The 21,569-nt window shown below is 64.1% G+C and carries 23 protein-coding genes and 1 tRNA gene; 11 read left to right on the forward strand and 13 right to left on the reverse strand.

Going from position 1 to position 21,569, the window contains the following annotated elements; genetic code table 11:
* The first annotated feature begins 44 nt into the window (after positions 1-44).
* The 4 genes from AC07Y0_RS16995 to AC07Y0_RS17010 are packed head-to-tail and all read left to right on the forward strand — an operon-like array spanning position 45 to position 3,046.
* Positions 45-809 carry a LamB/YcsF family protein gene (locus tag AC07Y0_RS16995; RefSeq protein WP_498678902.1) on the forward strand — a complete coding sequence of 255 codons (765 nt, stop codon included), beginning with the start codon at positions 45-47 and terminating at the stop codon, positions 807-809.
* 10 nt (positions 810-819) lie between these two features.
* The gene (locus AC07Y0_RS17000) at positions 820-1,281 is read left to right on the forward strand and encodes an acetyl-CoA carboxylase biotin carboxyl carrier protein (RefSeq protein WP_498678903.1); all 462 of its coding nucleotides are present in this window, start codon (positions 820-822) and stop codon (positions 1,279-1,281) included.
* Between the two features lie 5 nt (positions 1,282-1,286).
* A complete protein-coding gene (gene accC / locus AC07Y0_RS17005; protein ID WP_498678904.1) occupies positions 1,287-2,645 on the forward strand; it encodes an acetyl-CoA carboxylase biotin carboxylase subunit in 1,359 nt (452 codons plus the stop codon).
* Complete coding sequence (locus AC07Y0_RS17010) at positions 2,642-3,046, forward strand: acetyl-CoA carboxylase (RefSeq protein ID WP_498678905.1); 405 nt, start codon at positions 2,642-2,644, stop codon at positions 3,044-3,046. The genes accC and AC07Y0_RS17010 overlap by 4 nt, the downstream gene beginning before the upstream one ends.
* 45 nt (positions 3,047-3,091) lie before the next feature.
* Here AC07Y0_RS17010 and AC07Y0_RS17015 read toward each other — a convergent pair whose 3' ends face one another.
* Together AC07Y0_RS17015 and trxC are read right to left on the reverse strand one after the other, a co-directional pair.
* Complete coding sequence (locus AC07Y0_RS17015; protein WP_498680261.1) at positions 3,092-4,348, reverse strand: alpha/beta hydrolase; 1,257 nt, start codon at positions 4,346-4,348, stop codon at positions 3,092-3,094.
* 154 nt (positions 4,349-4,502) lie between these two features.
* Positions 4,503-4,946, reverse strand: coding sequence for a thioredoxin TrxC (gene trxC, locus AC07Y0_RS17020; RefSeq protein WP_498678906.1), 444 nt, complete (start codon positions 4,944-4,946; stop codon positions 4,503-4,505).
* An 83-nt stretch (positions 4,947-5,029) separates the two neighbouring features.
* On the opposite strand from trxC, the gene AC07Y0_RS17025 reads away from it, so the two are divergent.
* Entirely contained in the window at positions 5,030-5,332 is a 303-nt protein-coding gene (locus AC07Y0_RS17025; RefSeq protein WP_498678908.1) for an ArsR/SmtB family transcription factor, read from the forward strand.
* 57 nt (positions 5,333-5,389) lie between these two features.
* Here AC07Y0_RS17025 and scpC read toward each other — a convergent pair whose 3' ends face one another.
* The 5 genes from scpC to AC07Y0_RS17050 all read right to left on the reverse strand — a co-directional run bounded on the left by scpC (position 5,390) and on the right by AC07Y0_RS17050 (position 11,271).
* Positions 5,390-6,883, reverse strand: a complete 1,494-nt coding sequence (scpC, locus tag AC07Y0_RS17030; RefSeq protein ID WP_498678909.1) for a succinyl-CoA:acetate CoA-transferase ScpC — start codon at positions 6,881-6,883, stop codon at positions 5,390-5,392.
* Positions 6,884-7,106: 223 nt separating this feature from the next.
* Positions 7,107-7,183, reverse strand: a tRNA-Arg gene (locus AC07Y0_RS17035).
* 136 nt (positions 7,184-7,319) lie between these two features.
* A complete protein-coding gene (locus tag AC07Y0_RS17040) occupies positions 7,320-8,804 on the reverse strand; it encodes an ATP-binding protein (protein ID WP_498678910.1) in 1,485 nt (494 codons plus the stop codon).
* 220 nt (positions 8,805-9,024) lie between these two features.
* On the reverse strand, positions 9,025-11,049 hold the full coding sequence (locus tag AC07Y0_RS17045) for a methyl-accepting chemotaxis protein (RefSeq protein WP_498678911.1): 2,025 nt from the start codon (positions 11,047-11,049) through the stop codon (positions 9,025-9,027).
* 87 nt (positions 11,050-11,136) lie between these two features.
* The gene (locus AC07Y0_RS17050) at positions 11,137-11,271 is read right to left on the reverse strand and encodes a hypothetical protein (RefSeq protein WP_498678912.1); all 135 of its coding nucleotides are present in this window, start codon (positions 11,269-11,271) and stop codon (positions 11,137-11,139) included.
* 211 nt (positions 11,272-11,482) lie between these two features.
* Here AC07Y0_RS17050 and rpmH point away from each other — a divergent pair, with 211 nt between their 5' ends.
* The 5 genes from rpmH (at position 11,483) to yihA (ending at position 15,587) form a co-directional block, all read left to right on the forward strand.
* On the forward strand, positions 11,483-11,617 hold the full coding sequence (rpmH, locus tag AC07Y0_RS17055) for a 50S ribosomal protein L34 (protein ID WP_028738831.1): 135 nt from the start codon (positions 11,483-11,485) through the stop codon (positions 11,615-11,617).
* A gap of 27 nt (positions 11,618-11,644) precedes the next feature.
* Positions 11,645-12,034, forward strand: coding sequence for a ribonuclease P protein component (gene rnpA / locus AC07Y0_RS17060; protein WP_454744317.1), 390 nt, complete (start codon positions 11,645-11,647; stop codon positions 12,032-12,034).
* Complete coding sequence (yidC, locus tag AC07Y0_RS17065) at positions 12,034-13,899, forward strand: membrane protein insertase YidC (RefSeq protein WP_498678913.1); 1,866 nt, start codon at positions 12,034-12,036, stop codon at positions 13,897-13,899. The genes rnpA and yidC overlap by 1 nt, the downstream gene beginning before the upstream one ends.
* Positions 13,900-13,960: 61 nt before the next feature.
* On the forward strand, positions 13,961-14,878 hold the full coding sequence (locus AC07Y0_RS17070; protein WP_498678914.1) for a DMT family transporter: 918 nt from the start codon (positions 13,961-13,963) through the stop codon (positions 14,876-14,878).
* A gap of 49 nt (positions 14,879-14,927) precedes the next feature.
* Positions 14,928-15,587 (forward strand): ribosome biogenesis GTP-binding protein YihA/YsxC, encoded by a 660-nt coding sequence (gene yihA, locus AC07Y0_RS17075; RefSeq protein WP_498678915.1) that lies wholly within the window; start codon positions 14,928-14,930, stop codon positions 15,585-15,587.
* A gap of 54 nt (positions 15,588-15,641) precedes the next feature.
* Here the strand turns inward: yihA and AC07Y0_RS17080 are convergent, their stop codons facing one another.
* From AC07Y0_RS17080 to AC07Y0_RS17090, 3 genes are all read right to left on the reverse strand, one after another.
* On the reverse strand, positions 15,642-16,199 hold the full coding sequence (locus tag AC07Y0_RS17080; protein ID WP_498678916.1) for a fasciclin domain-containing protein: 558 nt from the start codon (positions 16,197-16,199) through the stop codon (positions 15,642-15,644).
* Between the two features lie 212 nt (positions 16,200-16,411).
* The gene (locus AC07Y0_RS17085) at positions 16,412-17,134 is read right to left on the reverse strand and encodes an anti-sigma factor (RefSeq protein WP_498678917.1); all 723 of its coding nucleotides are present in this window, start codon (positions 17,132-17,134) and stop codon (positions 16,412-16,414) included.
* Entirely contained in the window at positions 17,106-17,666 is a 561-nt protein-coding gene (locus AC07Y0_RS17090) for a sigma-70 family RNA polymerase sigma factor (RefSeq protein WP_498678918.1), read from the reverse strand. The genes AC07Y0_RS17085 and AC07Y0_RS17090 overlap by 29 nt, the downstream gene beginning before the upstream one ends.
* 179 nt (positions 17,667-17,845) lie before the next feature.
* Between AC07Y0_RS17090 and argB the strand changes: the two genes are divergently transcribed.
* Complete coding sequence (gene argB / locus AC07Y0_RS17095; RefSeq protein WP_498678919.1) at positions 17,846-18,733, forward strand: acetylglutamate kinase; 888 nt, start codon at positions 17,846-17,848, stop codon at positions 18,731-18,733.
* A gap of 30 nt (positions 18,734-18,763) precedes the next feature.
* Here argB and AC07Y0_RS17100 read toward each other — a convergent pair whose 3' ends face one another.
* From AC07Y0_RS17100 to AC07Y0_RS17110, 3 genes are all read right to left on the reverse strand, one after another.
* Positions 18,764-19,297: a methylated-DNA--[protein]-cysteine S-methyltransferase gene (locus AC07Y0_RS17100; protein WP_498680262.1), complete on the reverse strand. Its 534-nt coding sequence runs from the start codon at positions 19,295-19,297 to the stop codon at positions 18,764-18,766.
* Between the two features lie 93 nt (positions 19,298-19,390).
* Complete coding sequence (locus AC07Y0_RS17105) at positions 19,391-20,305, reverse strand: EamA family transporter (protein WP_498678920.1); 915 nt, start codon at positions 20,303-20,305, stop codon at positions 19,391-19,393.
* A gap of 66 nt (positions 20,306-20,371) precedes the next feature.
* A complete protein-coding gene (locus AC07Y0_RS17110) occupies positions 20,372-21,493 on the reverse strand; it encodes an NAD(P)/FAD-dependent oxidoreductase (RefSeq protein ID WP_498678921.1) in 1,122 nt (373 codons plus the stop codon).
* Between the last annotated feature and the right edge of the window lie 76 nt (positions 21,494-21,569).

The raw sequence follows: 21,569 nt of genomic DNA on the forward strand, positions 1-21,569 counted from the left end.
TCGACCTACAATTCGGGAACACGTCAACAGGGATCGTAAGCGGCATGTCACTCAGCGTCGACCTCAATTCCGACATGGGCGAAGGCTTCGGCGCCTATCGCATGGGCGACGACGAGGCGATGCTGTCGATCGTCAGTTCGGCCAATATCGCCTGCGGCATGCATGCCGGCGATCCGGACATCATGGCCTCGACCTTCTCCATCGCCAAGGCGAAGGGCGTCGCCGTCGGTGCGCATCCGGGTTTCCCCGATCTCTGGGGTTTCGGCCGGCGCAACATTCCCTTTTCCGCCGGCGAGATCGAGCGGCTGGTCGCCTATCAGATCGGCGCTGCGCAAGCGCTTTCGACCTATGCCGGCCACCCGATCACCCATGTGAAGGCGCATGGCGCGCTTGGCAACCTCACCCAGCAGGACGAGAGCGTGGCGCAGGCCGTCAACAACGCGATCAAGGCCGTCGATGCGAAGCTCGTCTGCCTGACGATTGCGCTTGGCCACCAGGAACGGCTGGCGCGCGAGATGGGGCTGGAATGCCGCTCCGAGATCTTCGCCGACCGGGCCTATACCGACGAGGGGTTCCTGGTTCACCGCAGCAAACCGGGCGCGGTCATCCACGATGCCGACGCAGCCGCGGCGCGCGTGGTACGCATGGTGAAGAACGGCGCGATCGAGACGATCACCGGACGCGTCATCGTCACCCCGATCGATTCGATATGCGTGCACAGCGACACGCCGTCAGCCGTCGACATTGCCCGAACGATCCGCGCGGCGCTGGAAGCCGACGGTATCGCCATCGCCAACTTCCTGCGTTGAGGGAACCGACATGGACCTTTCGACGATCGAGAGACTGATGCAGATGCTGGAGAACTCCACGCTCAACGAGCTGGAGGTCAGCGAGAACGGCATGCGCATCCGTCTCGCCAAGACGGCGGGCCGCAACGGCGGCACGCCTGCAGCCATGCCCACGCGTCGCGATACGCCCGAAGCCATGGCGGCGGCCGAGATCGCCGCGCTGATGGCGCTTCCCGATATCCCCGAGATCGATGAGGCCGTGATCGTCGCCGGCCTTTCCGGCACGTTCTATCGCGCACCCGCACCCGGTGCCGAACCTTATGCGCAGGAAGGCGACCTGATCGAGGAGGGCCAGACCGTGGCACTGGTCGAAGCGATGAAGATGCTCAATCCGGTGGAGGCGCCCCGCGGCGGCCGCATCGTTTCTATCATGGTCGCAGATGGCGAACCGGTGACGCCGGGCACGCCGCTCATCCTGCTTGCCTCGGACTGATGCGCATGTTCGACAGCGTGCTGATCGCCAATCGCGGGGAGATCGCCTTGAGGATACTCAGGGCCTGCCGCGACCTTGGCCTGAAAACCATCGCTATTCATTCCGAGGCCGACCGCAATCTCCGTCATGTGGCGCTCGCCGACCAGACGCTCTGCATCGGCCCGGCGCCTGCTGCACGCAGCTATCTCGACAGTCATGAAATCCTGCTTGCGGCACAACTCACCGGCGCGGGCGCGATCCACCCGGGCTACGGCTTCCTTTCGGAAAATGCCGACTTCGCCGACATGGTCGAACGGGCCGGCATGATCTTCGTCGGCCCGCCTTCGGCGGCGATCCGTGTCATGGGCGACAAGGTCGCTGCCAAGCGGGCGATGATCGCGGCCGGCGTGCCCTGCGTTCCAGGGCCCGACAGCGCCCTGCCGGAAGACCCGGCGCGCATTGCGGCCGTCGGCGCAGAAACGGGCTATCCGCTGATCGTCAAGGCGTCTGGCGGCGGCGGCGGGCGCGGCATGCGCATCGTTCGCGATCCCGGATCGCTTGCCGCGGCCGTGCAGATGGCGCGCGAGGAGGCCGGCCGGGCCTTCGGCAACCCCGAGGTCTATGTCGAACGCTTCCTCGAATTCCCGCGCCATGTCGAGATACAGGTTCTGGCCGACAATCACGGCAATGCGATCCATCTCGGCGCGCGCGACTGCTCCACCCAGCGACGGCACCAGAAGCTGATCGAGGAGACACCACCGCCCGGCATCGATCCGGCCGCCATCGACGCGATCGGCCGGCGCTGCGCGGCGGCGTGCCTGGCCATCGGCTATCGTGGCGCCGGTACGTTCGAGTTCCTCTACGAGGACGGCGGGTTCTACTTCATCGAGATGAACACGCGGGTGCAGGTCGAGCATCCGGTGACCGAAGAGGTGACCGGCGTGGACATCGTCCGCGAACAGCTGCGCATCGCCATGGGCGAGAGGCTCGGGCTGACACAGGACGAGGTGCGCCTCAGTGGCCATGCCATCGAGTGCCGGATCAATGCGGAGCATGCCTTCAACTTCACGCCGTCGCCCGGCAAGGTGACGCGTTTCATCGCGCCCGGTGGACCGGGCGTGCGGATCGATACCCATCTCTATCCCGGCTATGAGATCCCGCCGAACTACGATTCGCTGATCGCCAAGCTGATCGCCCACGGGCCGACGCGCGATGCGGCGATCGCCCGCATGCGCCGGGCGCTTGGCGAACTTACCATCGAGGGCGTGGAGACATCGAGCGCGCTTCACTTGAAGCTGCTCGACGAACCCGGCTTTTCGGGCGGCGGCATCGACATCCATCATCTGGAGCGGCTGATGGCCGACGGGTTCGGGAGGCCGCTATGAACAGTGCTTGGATCGAAACCGTCCTTGAACTGATGCGGCGCCACGGCATCGCGGAATTCGAATACCAGGACGACACCCGGCACGTCGTGGCCAGCGGCGGCGAGGCGTTCGAGGTGGGGGAGAGGGTGCAAGAACCTGCCGCTCCCGCTCCGCGCCGCGCGGAAACGGTCACCGCACCGCATATCGGTTTTTTCCTTCCCGAGCATCCATCTAGCCCAAAAAACGCCGCCTTGCCCCGCCTCGTGCGGCGCGGCGAAATCATCGGCTACCTGAAGGCCGGTGACCTACTGCGCCCGGTCGTTGCACCGTCCGACGGCGTGCTTTCACGCCAGCTGGCCCCCAAGGGCGCGCTTGCGGGCTACGGTATGCCGCTGTTCGACCTGCACGCAGCGGCCCTCTAGCGGCCGGGTCCACGCTTCAGGCATGGTCGCGGCCGGTCGCGATGCCTAAGGCGCGGCCGGGGTCAGCACGGTGCCGGCAGCGCCGATCGTATTGCCGGCGGAGTTGCCGAGCAGCAGCCACTGGCGGCCGTAGTTGCGCCGGGTGCGGGGATCGAAGATGGAGATCGGTGCGCTGATCACCGTGCTCGCCGCCTGACCGACCGTGGTACCGGCACCGATGGCCACAGCTCCCAGGCTCTCGCCGAGCCCGATGGACGAATCGGTCACGGCCTGGCCGGCGATCAGCCGCTCGCCGATCAGGCGCACCACGTCGGGGCTCTCGGCGAACTTTCCATGGTTCAGCGCATCGCCGGATTTCAGCTTGGTCAGGTCGAGCACGGAAATGCCGGCCATTTCCAGTTGCGAGCGGTAGGGCTCCATCGTCGGATCGATATGGCCGAGGCGATCGATATTGCCGGAAATATGCTTCGATATGGTCAGCGCCCGGTCATCGCGGGAGATGAAAAGGGTGAAGTGCGGCGCCTTGCCGGCAAGGCTCTGATATTGCTGGGCAAAGACGTCGACGTCGAGATCGGGTGCAGCAAGGATGACGTTGCTGATCTTGGGATCGACCCGCCGGTGGCGGATGGCCATCTGCCGCAGCGCTTCCACCGCAAGCCAGGTGCCCATGGAATGGGCCATCACGGTCACTTCGCCGACAGCCGGGTTGCGGGCGATCTGCGTCAGCAGGTCCTCCAGCGCATCGCGCGAGTAGTTCGTGCTTTCCTTGTCGTAATTGTAGTCGAAGATCGAGCCGCGCGACGGCCAGGTGAAGACCACCGGCACCACATCCGCCTTGGAGTCGTGGACGATCTGGGCGAAGCGGTAGACGGCCTCCTCGTAGAGATTATTGAAACCGTGGACGAAGACCAGGACCCGCCGGCTCTTGGGCACATGCCCCTTCAGCCAGGCCTCGCCTTCCTTTTCGTTTGTGATCGGATCGATGGCGACCGTGGTGAATTCCTTCTGCGGATCGGCGGGCAGGCGTTTCGGCCACTGGACCTGGCCGATTTCGCGATTGGCGTCGGGCGGGATGGAAAGGGTCACCGCGTCGATCATCAGGCCGGAACCGCGCTCGCCGGTGAAGAGAACGGCCTTGTCGACCGAGGGTGCCCGCGTCGTCGCCGCGATCAACTCGACCTTGGTCGTGCCGTTGGCGGTGTGATTGGTGGGCTCCATGACGCCGATCGGCCGCCCGGCACAGGCTGAGAGAACCAAGACAAGGCCGGCGAACAGCGCGCCGCGCCGAAGTGCTGCCCGCAAGGGGGCCCGGCAGGGCTTCGGCGGCGCGGACGCGATATCGTTGCAGTTTGGATGCACGCTCTCTCCAACGCCGGACGATGACAGCTACAGCTGCGTCATACCGGGCTTGGCATGCGCTTTCCAGCCTTTTCGCTCGGCCGCTCGCTGCCCTGCCTCAGGCGGTGCCGAGCTGCGCGCGAGTCCAATCGACGATCTGGCGCGCCGACATGGCGCCGGAGACCCGGCCGATTTCGCGGCCATCCTTGTAGAGCAGCATGGTGGGGATACCGCGGATACCGAGTTTCGAGGCAAGCTGCGGCTCGTTTTCCGAGTTCAGCTTGAGCAGTCGGACGTCCGGCTCGAGCATGCCGGCGGCTTCTGCGAAGGCCGGCGCCATCATCCGGCAGGGGCCACACCACGGCGCCCAGACATCGACGAGAACCGGGATCTCGTTGCGGCTCATATGCTTTTCGAAGGTCGGGGCATCGGCATCGGCGGGATGGGCCTCGAACATCGCATGACCGCATTGGCCGCAGCGCGCCTCGGAGGCCGGGCGGTCGGCCGACAGGCGGTTGACGGCAGAACACTGAGGACAAACTATCTTTCTGTCTTTCTGCATCTTGCGTATTCCTGCAGTTCCAAGCCCCATGAAACGGGGCTACCGGCTTGACAATATATTCGGAATAACGTAGATACGCAAGAATGAAAGTTGATCCAGATACCATGCAGGACGCCGCCGACGACGCCAGCGAGTTGCTGAAAGCGCTCGCCAACCGTCACCGGCTGCTCATTCTCTGCCAGTTGATCGACGGAGAGCGTTCGGTCGGCCAGCTCGCCGAATTCCTCGGCATCCGTGACTCGACCGTTTCCCAGCATCTGGCGCTGTTGCGTCGCGACCGGATCATCTCCGGCCGCCGGGATGGGCAGACGATCTGGTATCACATCGAGAGCGAACCGGCGCGCAATGTGATCACCGCGCTCTATGGCAGCTTCTGCGCCGTCTAGGCCGCATCCGCGCAACGGGCGCGGCCTCGTTTTTCCAGAATTAGGAGTGCGCCAGCATCACGCCGGTCGCATCGTGCCCTTCTCCCGCAGGTTCACATGCCAGGAGAGCGCTTCCTCAAGGACGTGCGGCGTATGCCCGCCCCGCTTGACGGCACGATCGTAATAGTCCTGCAGCGGATCGCGATAGTCCTTGTCGACGCAGTTGGCGATGATCACCGCCGCCCGTTCGCGCGGCGCAAGGCCGCGCAGGTCCGCGAGCCCCACTTCCGTTACCAGGATATCGGTGTCGTGCTCGGTGTGGTCGACGTGGCTGACCATCGGCACGACAGAGGAGATCGCACCGTTCTTGGCGATGGACTTGGTGACAAAGATCGACATGAAGGCGTTGCGGGCGAAATCGCCCGAGCCGCCGATGCCGTTCATCATGTGGGTGCCGCCGACATGGGTCGAGTTGACGTTGCCGTAGATGTCGAACTCCAGCGCGGTGTTGATGCAGATCAGGCCGAGGCGCCTGATCACTTCCGGATGGTTGCTGATCTCCTGCGGGCGCAGCATCAGCTGATGCTTGTATTCGGATAGCCGCGGCAGGACCTTCTTGTACATCTCGGCCGACAGCGTGATCGACGAGCCCGACGCAAAGGTCATCTTGCCGGAATCGATCAGCTCGAAGGTCGAGTCCTGCAGGACTTCGGAATACATCTTCAGGTCATGAAAGGGCGTATCGATGAAGCCGTGCAGTACGGCATTGGCGATCGTGCCGATACCGGCCTGCAGCGGCTGCAGCTCATAGCCCAGGCGCCCCTGCTTGACCTCGTTGAGCAGGAAATCGCTGAGATGGCCGGCAATTGCACTGGTCTCGGCATCCGGGGGCAGGATGGTCGACGAGCTGTCCTGCTTTTCCGAGACGACGATGGCGATGATCTTTTCCGGCGGGATCGGGATGAAGGGCAGGCCGACGCGGCTTTCGGGCGTGACGATCGGTATCGGCATGCGGGTCGGGCGGCGCGACGGAATATAGATGTCGTGCAGGCCCTCGAGCGTGGCCGGCTGGGAGATGTTGATCTCGATGATGACCTTGTCGGCGAGGATGGCGAAGCTCGCCGAATTGCCGACCGAGGTGGTCGGGACGATGCCGCCCGTCTCGGTGATGGCGACCGCCTCGATGATGGCAATATCGACCGGCTTGATCTGCTGGGTGCGCAGCTGTTCGACCGTTTCCGAAAGGTGCTGGTCGATGAACATCACCTCGCCGGCATTGATCGCCTTGCGAAGCCCGGGATCCGACTGGAAGGGGATGCGGCGGGCCAGCACATGCGCCTCGGCCAGCGTCTTGTCGAGATCGTTGCCGAGCGAGGCGCCGGTCATCAGGGTGATCTTCAGCGGATGGGTCTTGGCGCGCTCGGCCAAGGCCAGCGGCACGGCCTTCGCCTCGCCGGCGCGGGTGAAGCCGCTCATGCCGACGGTCATGCCGTCCTGGATATAGGCAGCGGCCTCCTCCGCACTGACCAGTTTGTCGAGCAGCGGCTTAAATCTGATCCGGTCACGCAGCATAATCCATCCTCATGAGACAACGCATTGGCCCGATCGTGCTCCGACGGGCAGAGGCCATGGCTTAAAGGCCCGCGGCGCGAAAACGCAATCATTCTTCAGTCGCATTGCACGCTTATCTGTCATGCGTTTTTCGCATAGCAGATAACTGACGAATATTACCGCACGAGAACTCTGGCGGCACCGTATGCCGCGGAAGTCAAAGGCATTTCAGAAGAGAAGGAAATGGCGCACCCGAAGAGATTCGAACTCCTGACCCCCAGATTCGTAGTCTGGTGCTCTATCCAGCTGAGCTACGGGTGCGTACCGGTCCGACTGTCGTCGGCGGCGTGGCGATCCTCTAAAACGTGCCGCGAAGGATTGCAAGCACCTTTCGGAAAAAAGAGTCATTTTGCCGTCATGTGGAAGCCGTGGCCCAGCATTTCCGGCCGATCTTTTTTCAGGCGCGGGCACGCCAGTCGTCGAGCGCAACCGGCCGATCGGGGATTTCGATTCGGAAGAGAGTGCCCGGACCCGGCTTTTCCACCAGCGCAATGGTTCCGCCATGGGCGAGCACGAGTTCGCGGGCGATCGCCAGGCCAAGCCCGATGCCGCCGGAGCGCGCCGATCCGCGGAAGGCCATGAACAGGTTCTCCCGCGCCTTGGGCGGCAGGCCGGGGCCGGTGTCGTCGATGGTGATGGCAACGACGCTGCCGATCCGCTGGCCGCAGAGCGTGATGCGCCGCACCACGGCGGGATCGTCCATGCCGTGATTGGCCAAGGCCTGGACGGCATTGCGGCATATGTTGTGGATGACCCGGAACAACTGCTCGCTGTCGGCATCCACTTCGATATCGCCGCCGACCATGTCGACGAAATCAATGCCGCTCTCGGGACCGATCGCCAGAATCTCGCGCACCTCCTGGCAAAGCCCCGACAGGGGAAAGCGGCGGCGCTTGGGTTCGGGCTCGGACGCCTGGCCGTAGGCGAGCACTTCGTTGGTATAGCCGACCGCGCGATCGATGGTGCGGACGAGCTTCGGGGCAAAGCCCTTGACCATGGGATCGTCGACATCGACGAGGCGGTCGGACATCAGCTGCGCGGAGGCGAGGATATTGCGCATGTCGTGGTTGATCTTCGACACGGCCAGCCCGAGGTCGGCCAGGTTGCGTTGTTGTTTCAGCGTCTTCTGCAACTGCTCCTGCATCAGGGCGAGATGGCGGCCGGCCAAGGCGATCTCGTCGTCTCCTGGCACCGACGGCAGGATGCGGGCCGGATCTTCCGGATTTTCCGCAAAGGCCTGCATGCTTCTTGTCAGCCGGCGCATCGGACGGATCATCATGCGGTTGATGGCAATGTAGATCAGCGAGGCGGTGATGAGCGAAATCATCAGCGATACGGAAAAGACGCTGCGGGCATAGGCCAGCATCGCCTGGCGCAGGCTCTTCTCCTCCATCACCAGTTCGATGATCATGTCGCTCTCGCCGACCGGTCCGTAGACGCGCAGCATGCGGTCGCCGCCGAGGATGAGGGTGTAAAGGGCATCGGCGATCGACTGCAGGGCCGGCACGTCGGACAGGTCGTATTTCGCGTCGACCTGGAGCGGCATGTCCTCGACCGCCAGCAGGCGCGAGGTTCCGTCCTTGCGCAGCACGATCGCCTTGGTGCCGGTGGCCATCAGTGTGTCGTCCTGCACGGCACGCGGCAGTTCGGCCGGCTGCAGGCCGTCGATGACGACGCCGGCGGCGGCGGCCGTGTTCAGCCGATCCTCCAGCCAGCGCAGGCGCATGGTGGCGACCGACGGCACGAAGATCAGCACTTCCGCCATCATCACGAAGGCCATGGTCAGCCACAGCAGCTTGCCCGAAAGGCCGCGCAAGCGGTGCGGCATGACCGATGGCTCACTCGATTCGGCTTGCCGACCGGCTTCGCTCAGTCGCGCCATCGCCCACTCCCGTCGTCATCCTGGTCCGGACCGGCGGCTTCCCGACCGGCCCGGCAATTTGCAGTGCGGTCATATTAGCCGACGCAGGAGGATTGGCCAATGGCATCTCCGGCAGGGCCACGGGCAGCCTTCGCCCCGCTGCGCGCGCCTGCAAAAAAGTGACGCCGCGACCCGGAGGTCGCGGCGCCTTTGTCTGGATGGTTCCCGCCTTGGCGGCGGATCAGAACTCTTCCCAGTTTTCGGCTTCCTGGACGGCGGCCTTGGCGGTGGCAGCGCGGCCACCGCCAAACGCCTTGGCCACCGAACCCATCATCTGGCGGGCCGGCGACGGCGCGGGCTTGTGCTGCGCCGGCCGAGCGACGACGGGTGCCGCATGGGAACGTCCCTCGTCGCCGATACGGAACTGCGCGACCAACGCGGCCAGGCCGTTGGCCTCGCCTGACAGTTTGTAGGTCGCAGCCGAGGTCTCCTCGACCATGGCGGCGTTCTGCTGGGTCACCTGGTCCATCTGGTTCATGGCGGTGGCGACCTCGGCGAGACCGGTCGACTGTTCCTTGGCAGCCGCGGCGATCGAATGGATGTGGTCGTTGATCTTGAGGACGCGAACCTCGATCTCCGACAGCGCTTCGCCGGTGCGCTGCACAAGCTTCACGCCGCCTGCCACTTCCTGGCCGGACTTCGTGATCAGCGCCTTGATGTCCTTGGCGGCGTTGGCGGAACGCTGGGCGAGTTCACGGACTTCCTGGGCGACGACGGCAAAGCCCTTGCCGGCTTCACCGGCACGGGCCGCCTCGACGCCGGCGTTCAGCGCCAGCAGATTGGTCTGGAAGGCGATCTCGTCGATGACGTTGATGATCTGCGAGATTTCGCGCGAGGCCTGCTCGATGCGGCCCATGGCATCGACCGCATCGGAGACGACGATCGCCGACTGCGCGGCGCTTTGCTTGGCTTCGGTCACCATTTGGCTGGCTTCCTGCGCCCTTTCGCTCGAACCGCGGACGACGACGGTGATCTCGTCGAGGGCGGCCGAGGTCTCCTCGAGTGCCGCGGCCTGCTGTTCGGTGCGCTTGGCAAGGTCGTTGGTCGCCGAGGTCAACTCGCCGGTGTTGCCGTTGATGAGGTCGGTCTTGCCACGGATGTCCGTCATCGTCTGGCGGAGCCGTTCAAATGTGGCATTGACGTTGGTCTGCAGTTCGGCGAAGGCACCGCGGAATTCACCGCGCATGCTCTGGGTCAGGTCGCCGGCCGAAAGGCTTGCGATGACGCGACGGGTTTCGGAAATGCCCTGATCGACCGACGACAGCAGCGTATTGATGTTGGCTGCGAAGCGGTTGAGGTTCTCTTCGTCATAGTCCTTGTCGATGCGCTGGGCGAAATCGCCGGCCGCAGCGGCTGCGACGACCACCGACATGCTGGACTGCAGGTCGTCGCTCTTGGCGCGCATGGCCGTTTCCTGGGCGTTCATGCGCTGGACGGCAAGACCGTTGCGCTTGAACACTTCGACCGCGGCAGCCATGTCGCCGATTTCGTCGGCGCGACCCTCGTAAGGGATTTCGGTGGTGAAGTCGCCGTCGGCCACGCTCTTCATCGCAGCCGTGACGTTGCGGATCGGGCGACTGAGATGATTGACGCCGATATGGATGCCGAGACCAGCGCCGATCGCCAGCGACAGCACGGTCACGCCGGAAATGATGACCAGCATGGTCTGCTGGAAGCTGGCAAGAGAATCCTGCAAAGCCTTAAGCTCGCCCTTGTCGGCGTCGACAACCGCGTCGATCTCGGCCTGGAAGGCCTTGCGGTTGGCTCGGTTGGCTTCGTTGTTGCCCTGCTCGTTGGCGGCCTTCGGGTCCACCGCCGTCCCCAGACGGGCCGTTTCCGCGCGGAAGGTGCGGAACTCGGCGGAGCGTGCCCGCATCGCATCAAAGGTCGCCTTCTGCGCCTCCGGAACGAGCGGCTGCCAGGCCGTCAGCACCTTGTCCATCTCGTCGAGATTCTTCATCAGGCCCTTGGCGAAGCCTTCGGCCTTCTCGATGCTGGGCGCGGCATAAATGCCGCGGGCCTCCATCACCACGCCGGTGACGAGACGGTTCAGGCGCTCACCGAGATAGACGCGCTCGGATACCTCGCTCACCTGTTCCGACTTGGCGCCATACTGGGTGGTGACGAAAATCCCCATCGCCCCAATCACTATGGCCGCAAAGCCGAGAATCCCAACCAATGAATAGACTTTTCCGCTGATCTTCACGGACGAACTCCTGCATTAACCCCAGGGGCTCCGAGCCCCTATAATTTTAGTAAAATACGATCCGGTCGTTAACGGACTGTTGCAGTGCTAAAATACCCGGCCGCGTTCGCGAAATTGACGTTTCACCGGCGGATTCTGCGCGCCAGAAAGATCAAAACGATCAAGTTCGATCACGAACATGGTGTTGCGCAGGACAAAACGACCAATGCCGCATTTCAGCATTCGCGAAACTGGTTAACGGGGCGAGGCAAGATCTCGCGGCCGGCCTCGACACGGAAAACGGGCGGGAATTGACTCCGCGACCCATCGCCCTTATAAGCCGCGCACGTTCGGACCGACCCGCCCCTGTGGCGGATGAGGAGCCGTGCGTCAAATCCAACGCTCTTGCAGAAATGCAAACCCAAGAAGGGCCGCACACCGCGGTATTAAATAAATGAAGCGTACCTACCAACCTTCCAAGCTTGTTCGCAAGCGTCGCCACGGCTTCCGTGCGCGCATGGCAACCAAGGGCGGCCGCAAGGTTCTCGTTGCTCGCCGCGCTCGCGGTCGCAAGCGTCTCTCGGCCTAAAGGCCGGGTTTGCCCGGGACCGGGCGAATGAATGTACCTAAAAAGAAACAAACTGTCGGGCGGCTGAAAAGCCGGCCGCAGTTTCTTGCCGTTCGCGCCGGAGAAAAGCGCAAGGGCGGGTTGTTCCTCCTTGAGGTCCTCGACCGCCAGCAGCCCGACACCGAAGCACGGGTCGGCTTTACCGTCACCAAGAAACACGGCAACGCAGTCGAACGAAACCGTATGCGGCGGCGCCTAAAAGAAGCCGTACGGCTGCATGCGGCGTTTGCAATGCAGCCCGGACACGACTATGTGGTTGTCGCCCGCAGGGACGTGCTCCACGCACCCTTTGCGCGGATCGCCGCGCAATTGGCCGAGCGGATCAAGGCCAGACCGAAAAACGCAGGGTCCTCCGCGACCGATTCCAGGAAAGTATGATGCAAAACAACCGCAATTACTTCATCGCGATTGCCCTGTCTGTGCTGATCGTTCTCGGCTGGCAGTATTTCATCATGAGCCCGAGGATCGAGGCGCAGCGCATCGCCGAAGAGGCGCGCCTTGCCCAGGAAGCCCAGACGACCCAGGCGCAGCCGAATGCCGCCGCTCCCGCGGCCGGCACGGTTTCCGGTAACCTGCCGGGCAGCAGCGCCCAGGCGTCCGCAGATACCAACCGCGAGGAGGCGATCGCCAAGTCCCCGCGCGTCGCCATCGACACGCCCGCCCTCGCCGGCTCGATCAATCTGACCGGCGCACGCTTCGACGACCTGAAGCTCAAGGAATATCGCGAGACCGTGGACCGGACGAGCCCGATCATCACGCTGTTCAACCCGGCGGACACCAAGGACGGTTACTTCACCGAACTCGGCTATATCGCCGGCGAGAACGCCGGGGCGGTGCCGGGACCGACGACCGTGTGGACGCTGGCCGAAGGCGACAAGCTGACGGCGACAACGCCAGTCACGCTGTCCTTCACCAACGAGGCCGGGCTCACCTTCCTGCGCAAGATCTCCGTCGACGAGCACTATATGTTCACCGTCGAGGACACGATCCAGAATGCCGGCACGGCAAACGCCACGGTCGCGCCCTATGGCCGCATCACCCGTTACAACAAGCCGACGACTGCCTCCGTCTACGTCCTGCACGAGGGCTTCCTCGGCGTCATCGGTTCGCAGAGCGGCCTGATCGAGGAAAAGTACAGCAATATCGAAGAGGAAGCCGTTGCCAGCGAGAAGGCGACGGGCGGCTGGTTCGGCATCACCGACAAGTATTGGGCCTCGGCTCTGATCCCGCAGCAGACCCTTGCCTATGAAAGCCGCTTCTCGCACTTCACCGACGGCCAGCCGCGCTTCCAGGCCGACTACAAGAGCGATCCGGCCACTGTGGCCGCAGGCCAGAGCACGACGATCAAGCAGCTGGTCTTCGCCGGCGCCAAGGAAGTGCCGGTGGTCGACGGCTATGCGCTCGACAAGTCCTGGTTCGGCAAGCTGTTTTCGAGCCTGCGCTCCAGCGAACCCGCTGCCGTTCAGAGCTATGAGGTCCCGCGTTTCGACCTCCTGATCGACTGGGGCTGGTTCTACTTCTTCACCAAGCCGATGTTCAAGCTGATGGACTTCTTCTACCGTCAAGTGGGCAATTTCGGCATCGCAATCCTGCTGACCACGATCGTCGTCAAGGCGCTCTTCTTCCCGCTCGCCAGCAAGCAGTATGCCTCCATGGCCAACATGAAGCGCATGCAGCCGAAGATGGAAGAGCTGAAAGCCAAGCATGGCGACGACAAGATGGCGCTGCAGCAGGCGATGATGCAGCTCTACAAGGACGAGAAGATCAATCCGATCGCCGGCTGCTGGCCGGTGCTCCTGCAGATCCCCGTGTTCTTCTCGCTCTACAAGGTGATCTACGTCACCATCGAAATGCGCCACGCGCCGTTCTTCGGCTGGATCCAGGACCTGTCGGCCCCCGATCCGACCACGTTCATCAACCTGTTCGGCCTGCTGCCGTTCGAAGGTCCGACCTTCCTGCATCTCGGCGTCTGGCCGATCATCATGGGCGTCACCATGTGGTTGCAGATGCGCATGAACCCGACGCCGCCGGACCCGACCCAGGCGATGCTGTTCAACTGGATGCCGCTGATCTTCACCTTCATGCTCGGCAGCTTCCCGGCCGGTCTGGTCATCTACTGGGCCTGGAACAACACGCTCTCGATCGCCCAGCAATCGATCATCATGAAGCGCCACGGCGCCAAGATCGAACTGTTCGACAATCTCAAGGGCATGTTCCGGCGAAAACCCGCCAAGACCAAGTAGTCCCCGAAAGCCCCGGCCAGTCCGGGGCTTTCTTTTATGACCGCCACCCTCACGAGCTCCGATGACCGCCCTACGCTCTTCGCCCGTCCCCGCCGCCCGCCCCTGGCTCGGCATCGCCCTGGTGCTCGGCTCCGCCACCGCCTGGAGCTATGGTGGCGCGATCCAGCGTTTCATCCGCATGGACGACGGCTGGGCCATCGTCTTCTGGCGCTGCCTGTTCGGCGGGCTGTTCCTCCTGAGCTTCATGCTGATCCGCGACGGGTTGACCGGGACGATCCGGCTATTCCGCGCGATGGGATGGCCCGGCCTGATGATCGCCGTCGGCTTTGCCGCCGTGTCGACCTGTTTCGTGCTGGCCGTCAGCATGACGCCCGTTGCCAATGTCGTGCTGTTCATGGCGGCCATTCCGCTGTTTGCCGCGCTGCTCGCCCGGGTGCTCTTGGGCGAACCGATCACCGCGGTGACCTGGGGGGCGATTGCCACCGTGATCGTCGGTGTTGCGATCATGGTGTCGGCATCGATCGGCGAAGGCGGATCGATGGTCGGCCTTGCGCTGGCGGCATCGATCCCGGTGATCTTCGCCTGCATGACGGTGCTGACGCGGCGGCATCCAGAGATCCGCATGACGCCCGCGGCCAGCATGGGCTGCTTCATCGCCTCGGCGATCGCGGCCACCCAGACCGCGAGCTTCGCCGTCAGCCTGCCGGATCTCGCGCTGCTGTTTGCCTTCGGTGCGCTGAACCTCGGGCTCGGCATGGCGATGTATGTGACGGGCGCCCGCATGATCCCGTCTGCTCTTGCGGCGCTTCTCGGCACGGCGGAGATGATCCTTGCGCCCGTGTGGATGGTTCTGCTGCATGATGAGGTGCCGTCATTCCGCACGATGATCGGCGGGGGCATCGTGCTTGTCGCGCTGTTCACCTATCTTATCGGCCATATGCGCCGCGAACTGGGGCCGCGCGTGCCCACCGCGTCTTGACTTTGCCGGTCAAAACCCGGATTTCACAGGGCATGCGAAAGGCGATCCCATGACAGACAACAAGCAGAAGACAGATCAGCCTCTGTTCGGCCGCCCGTGGATCTTCATCCGCGGCGTGCCGTCGATGCAGTTCCTTCCCCCCGAAGGTCCGCTCGAGGTGGCCTTTGCCGGTCGCTCGAACGTCGGCAAGTCGTCGCTGATCAATGCGCTGGTCGGCCAGAAGGGCCTCGCCCGCACGTCGAACACGCCGGGCCGGACCCAGGAGCTCAACTATTTCGTTCCGGAAGGCTATTCGGGCGAGGCGGGCGACCTGCCGCCAATGGCGCTGGTCGACATGCCCGGCTATGGCTATGCCCAGGCGCCGAAGGAACATGTCGACGCCTGGACCAAGCTGGTCTTCGACTATCTGCGTGGCCGCGCCACGCTGAAGCGTGTCTACGTGCTGATCGACAGCCGCCACGGCATCAAGAAGAACGACGACGAGGTGCTCGACCTGCTCGACAAGGCGGCGGTGTCCTACCAGATCGTGCTGACCAAGACCGACAAGATCAAGGAAGCCGGCGTTCCGCGCCTGATCGCGGAAACCCTGGAAAAGATCAAGAAGCGCCCGGCCGCCTATCCCTTCATCGTCGCCACCTCCTCGGAAAAAGGAAATGGCCTCGACGATTTGCGCGGGGCAATCCTCGAGGCCATCGGCCAGCCAACCTGACGCAGTACGCCCGGCTTAAGAAGTGCCCCGCCGAAAGCGGGGCAGAGGTGCGGCTCAGGCCTTCGGCAGCAGGACCTTGTCGATCACGTGGATCACGCCATTCGACTGCTTGACGTCGGCGATGGTCACGGTGGCCACGCCGCCGCTCTCGTCGGTGAGCGTGATCTTGTCGCCGTCCATCTTGGCCTGCAGCATGCAGCCGCCGATCGTCTTGACCGGATGGGTGCCGCCGTCGTCGGCGATCATCTTGCCGATGGCCGACGACATCGCGTCAGCGGCCACGACGTGGCAGGTCAGAACCTTGGTCAGCTGATCCTTGTTCTCGGGCTTCAGCAGGGTGTCGACCGTGCCGGCCGGAAGCGCGTCGAAGGCGGCATTGACAGGCGCGAAGACCGTGAACGGGCCCTTGCCCGACAGGGTTTCGACCAGGCCGGCGGCCTTGACGGCGGCGACCAGAGTCGTGTGGTCCTTCGAGTTGACGGCATTTTCGACGATGTTCTTGTCTGCGAACATGGCGGCGCCGCCGACCATCGGGTTTTCGGCATGGGCGGCAATGGTGCCGGCTGCGAGCGCAACGGCAAGGGTGAGCGGGCGAAGGGTGGTCTTGAACATTTCGGTTTCCTCTGTCCTGGTGTTCTCGATCCGTCCTCGGCGGCAGGATTGCCATCCGGGCGGTTGTTTCGATCCCGTTGCCGGGAACACTACAAAGGACGAGGGCAGATGCGGGGAAGTTTCAGGCGAGACGCAAAAAACCGAATAGAATCTCTATCTATCTGAAATTTCTATAGTTTTAATCTGGCCAGCGCGCCGGGGCGGCGCGCCTGTCACAGATGCGCCGGGCCGAGCGCGATCACCGGGCCAGTGGCCTGGCCAGTCGGAGAACCGCCGAAGGGCTCAAGGCTGACGGCGAGGATGACGCCCTCGGCAAAGCGGTTGCGCAGCGTGGCCGGCACGATGATCTCGCCTTCGCCGGTCTGCGGCAGTACGCCCAGCGAACGCGGCGCCGCCTCGCCTTCGATCAGCCAGAGTTCCAGCGATTTCTGCTGCTGCGCGCCGGTCGCGACGGGCGTCACCTGAAGCTTGCCGGAACCGCTGTCGTAACGCGCGACGAGGCTGATGACGCTGTCCTTGCCGGCAAGTTCCGCCACCAGCGGCTGGCCGCCTCGCGACTGGTCCCAAAGTCCCGCCTCGGTTCCGGCGACGATCGCGGCAACGGCCACGCCGGCAAAGGCCAGACCACGCCAGAGGGCAAGCGAGTTCCACAGACCGCCGAATGCCGACGACCACGGAGCGCGCTGCTGCTGGCCGTAGATCTTGCCCTCGATCCTGGCGAAGAGCGCTTCGGGCGGCAGTTCGACGCCGTAGTCCTCGTTGAACTGCGAGAGATTATCCTCCCAGCGCCGAACGATCACGGCAAAGCTGCGGTCATGGCGCAACCGTTCCTCGACCTGCAGGCGATCCTCGACGCCCAGCACGCCGAGCACGTATTCGCCGGCGAGCACTTCGTCGCGCGAGCGGTCACCCTTGCTCTGGTCTGGCGTCGTCATCCATGCACTCTCTCAATTTCAACAGGCTGCGACGCAGCCATGTGCGCATCGTGTTCAGCGGCACCGCGAACCGATCGGCCAGTTCCTGATAGGACAATCCCTCCACATAGGCATGCCTCACGGCCCGCGCGCGGTCAGGATCCAATGCTTGCAGACAGGTGTCAATCCGCTTTCCTTCCGAGCGCAGCACCGCGCTCTGTTCCGGATCGGCCGCGCTGTCGGCGAGGTCGATGACCGTCTCCAGTTCCTCCGCCGGCGGGCGTCTCACCCGCAGGCGGTCGATGCAATGGTAGCGGGCGATCGCCGCCAGCCAGCCCATGGCACCGTTTCCCGACGAGGCGAAGCTTTCGGACCGCTGCCAGATCTTGACGAAGACATCCTGCAACGCCTCCTCGGCATCGGCCCTGTCTCGCAATATACGAAGGCAGATGGCAAAAAGTTTCGGCGAGGAACGGCTATAGAGCACAGAAAATGCGGAACGGTCCTTGAGGGCCACTCGGCTCAGCAGTACGGCGATTTCGTCGCTAGGCATCGGCTTTCGGGCCCTCTCCTCCAGACAGCCCTCCCCCCGGGCGCAATTTCGTCGTGTCCTACAGGCGTCTACGCCATCCGTTCATCACCGGATCATCGGCGACGCATATCTTTCCCCGGATTATTCCATCGCGGGCGATCTTGCGCTAAAAGGCCGCGAACCAATCACGAGGGCATCCGATGACGGCATCCGAAAGCGAAACCCAGGCGCGGCTCCTTGCTCAGGCCCTGCCCTTCATGCAGCGCTACGAGAACAAGACGATCGTGGTGAAATATGGCGGCCACGCCATGGGCAATGCCGAACTCGGCAAGGCCTTTGCCGCCGATATCGCCCTTCTGAAGCAGTCGGGCGTCAACCCGATCGTCGTCCATGGCGGCGGCCCGCAGATCGGCGCGATGCTGACGCGGATGGGCATCGAATCGAAGTTCGAAGGGGGCCTTCGCGTCACCGACCAGAAGACCGTCGAGATCGTCGAAATGGTGCTGGCCGGCTCGATCAACAAGGAGATCGTCGCCCTCATCAACCAGACGGGCGAATGGGCGATCGGCCTTTGCGGCAAGGACGGCAACATGGTCTTCGCCGAAAAGGCCAAGAAGACCATCATCGATCCGGATTCCAACATCGAGCGCGTCCTCGACCTCGGCTTCGTCGGCGAGGTGGTGGAGGTCGACCGCACGCTGCTCGACCTGCTCGCCAAGTCGGAGATGATCCCGGTCATCGCGCCGGTGGCGCCCGGCCGCGACGGCCATACCTACAACATCAATGCCGACACGTTTGCCGGCGCCATTGCCGGCGCGCTGCGGGCCACCCGCCTGCTGTTCCTCACCGACGTGCCAGGCGTGCTGAACAAGAATGGCGAACTGATCAAGGAACTCTCGGTCTCCGAGGCCCGGGCGCTGATCAAGGACGGCACGATCTCTGGCGGCATGATTCCCAAGGTCGAGACCTGCATCGACGCGATCAATGCGGGCGTTCAGGGTGTCGTCATCCTCAACGGCAAGACGGCGCATTCCGTGCTCCTGGAAATCTTCACCGAGCACGGTGCCGGCACGCTGATCGTTCCCTGATCGACGCTATACTGGGCTGACGCCGAGCCTTCAGCGGGCAAACAGGCCGACCGGCCGCATCTCGCCTTCGTGGCGCAGGAGGAATTTCTTGCGCCACAGCCCACCGCCATAACCGGTGAGCGAACCGTCGGACCCGATGCAGCGATGGCAGGGAATGACGATGGCGATCGGATTGGCGCCGTTGGCCTTGCCGACCGCGCGCACGGTTTCCATGCCCCCGACATTCCTGGCGATATCGCCATAGGAACAGGTCTCGCCGAGCGGCACCTTCAACAGCTCCGCCCAGACCTTCTGTTCGAATTCGCTGCCGGCTGGCGCGAGCGGCAGCGTGAAGTCGAAGAGTTCGCCGGCGAAATAGGCCTTGAGCTCCCGCCCCATGGCCGTGGTGATCGCATTGCCCGCGGCGATGACGTCGCGGCCGAGACGGCGGCGCTGCCGCTCGAGCCTCTCGGCCGGCGATCCGTCCTCCTCGAAGCCCAGAACCCGCAGATGCCTGTCGTCGGCGACGGCGACCAGATCACCGACCGGCGTGTCGAACCATTCGCAAAACAGCGCTTCCGTCACCTGGATCAAGCCTCCCGCCTGTCGAGGAACGGATGATAGTGAGTCGTTCCGGCGCCGGCAACCGGCGCGGGCAGGCCGGACGCGACGGGACCGTCAGACGACGAGCAGCAGCAGCACCCCGGCGACGATCAGAACGCAGCCGGCGACCTCCAGGCGGTTGATCTTCTCCTTGAAGAAGAAGACCGAGGAGGCGAAGGTGAAGAGCATCTCGACCTGGGCCAGCGCCTTGACCACCGCCACCTGCTGCAGGGTCATCGCCGTGAACCAGCCGAAGGAGGCGGTCGCGCCGACGAAGCCGACAAGAATGCCGATCTTCCAGGCTGCACCGACGCGGCGAAGCTCGGCGCGGTCGCGCCACAGCATCCAGAAGAGCATGGCGAAGGTCTGCACGAGAATGACGACGACCAGCGTGTAGCTTGCCTGCATGACACTGTCGGGCGCGGGCAGGCTCGGCTGCAAGGCGAGCGACGCGGAACGGTAGGCAATGCCTGAAATGCCGAAGAACAGGCCGGACAGCAGGCCGATCAGCGCGGTGCGGCTGACGACCGAGGTAAAAAGTGCTGGCAAGGTCAGGGTTGTGCGCGCCACCGAGATCAGCATGACGCCGAGCACCGAGACCAGGATCGCCATCAGGGTCGGGACGGTGATCGTCTCGCCGAACAGGACCAGCGCGATCAGGGCGGCCTGGGCCGGTTCGGTGCGCGAATAGGCCGTGCCGACGGCGAAATTGCGGAACGAGAAGAGGTGGACCAGCAGGAAGGTGGCGGCAATCTGGGCAAAGGCGCCGATCACCGCCCAGAAGGCGAAGGCGCCGTCCGGCACCGGCAGCGGCCGGCCAAGGCCATAATGCAGCACAGCCAGATAGGTCAGCGCGAAAGGTACCCCGTAGCCGAAACGCACGAAGGTCGCGCCCGTCGTGCCCATTCGGCCTTTCAGGTGCTTTTGCAGGACGGAGCGCAGGTTCTGCAGGAATGCGCTGGCGAAGGTGATGAGGATCCAGGGGGACATCAGGTGCTGTTAGCACCCGGCGGCGAGGCGGAAAAGCCATCGGATGGTGGAAAGCGGCCTGCCGGCTCAGAAACGTTGCGGCGAAAAGGCCGCCGCCGTCAGCCCCGTCCGCAGGAAGCTCTCGGGAGCCTTGCTTCCGGTTAGCAGGCTGGCGGCGAGTGCGCCCAGCGCCGGAGAACTGAGGATGCCGTAGCCGCCCTGCCCGGCCAGCCAGAAGAAGCGGGGATTGTCGCGGGCCGGTCCGATCACCGGCAGGCGGTCGGGCGCGAAGCTGCGCATGCCGGCCCAGCTCCTGGCGATCCGCCTGACATTCATGGTGGTTGCGGTTTCCAGATGATGCGCCGCCCAGGCGACGTCGATCTCTTCGGGCTGCACGTCGCCCGGCTCGCAAGGCGTCTCGTCGGCCGGCGAGACGAGCAGGCGACCGGCGTCGGGCTTGATGTAGAACTCGTCGTCCAGTTCGTTGATCTCCGGCATCGTGCGGGCATCGACGCCCTCCGTCAGGTCGACGAGGATCGCGGTCCGCCGATGTGGCACGATGCCGACCGGTGCGACGCCGAAGAGTTCCGCCGTCGGATCGGCCCAGCCGCCGGTGGCGTTCACCACGATCCGCGCGGTGATCGTGCCACCCTCGGTGTCAAGAACCCATCGGCGGCCATCGTCGCGGGCGGAGATCACGCCGGCCTTCTGGCGGATCTCGACGCCGGCGCGGCGGGCACCCTTCACATAGCCCTGCAGGAGACTCTCGACCTCGATGTCCCAGAATTCCGGATCGTGATAGACGCCGGCGACATAGGTAGGGTCGAGGATCGGCACCGTGGCGAGGGCCTCTTCGACGGTCAGCCGCGTGAGATTGTCGGCCTTTGTCTGTTCGGCGGCGAAATGGGCCTCGAACCGTTCGAGCTTTTCCGCATGGGCGATCATCAGCCCGCCGCGCGGCACCAGCAGCGGCACCTCGGCGAAACCCTCGGGCGGATGGTCGAAGAAGTCGCGGCTGATGGCGGCAAGCGTGCAGACCTCCGGGCTGTTGTAGCGTAGCACGAATTCCGCCGCCGAGCGGCCGGTCGCGTGATAGCCGAGGTTTTCTTCGCGCTCGAGCACCACGACCGAACGGCTGGCGCCAAGGAAATAGGCGAGCGATAGGCCGGCGATGCCGCCGCCGAGGATGGCGATGTCATAGGTCTGCATGTGGTCTTCCCGAATGAAGGCCGCATGCTAGCCGGGGAGAGCACCCACATTCAAATTTATAGAGAGAAAAGCGAGC

This window comes from Allorhizobium sp. GW101-3B10 (assembly GCF_059424725.1).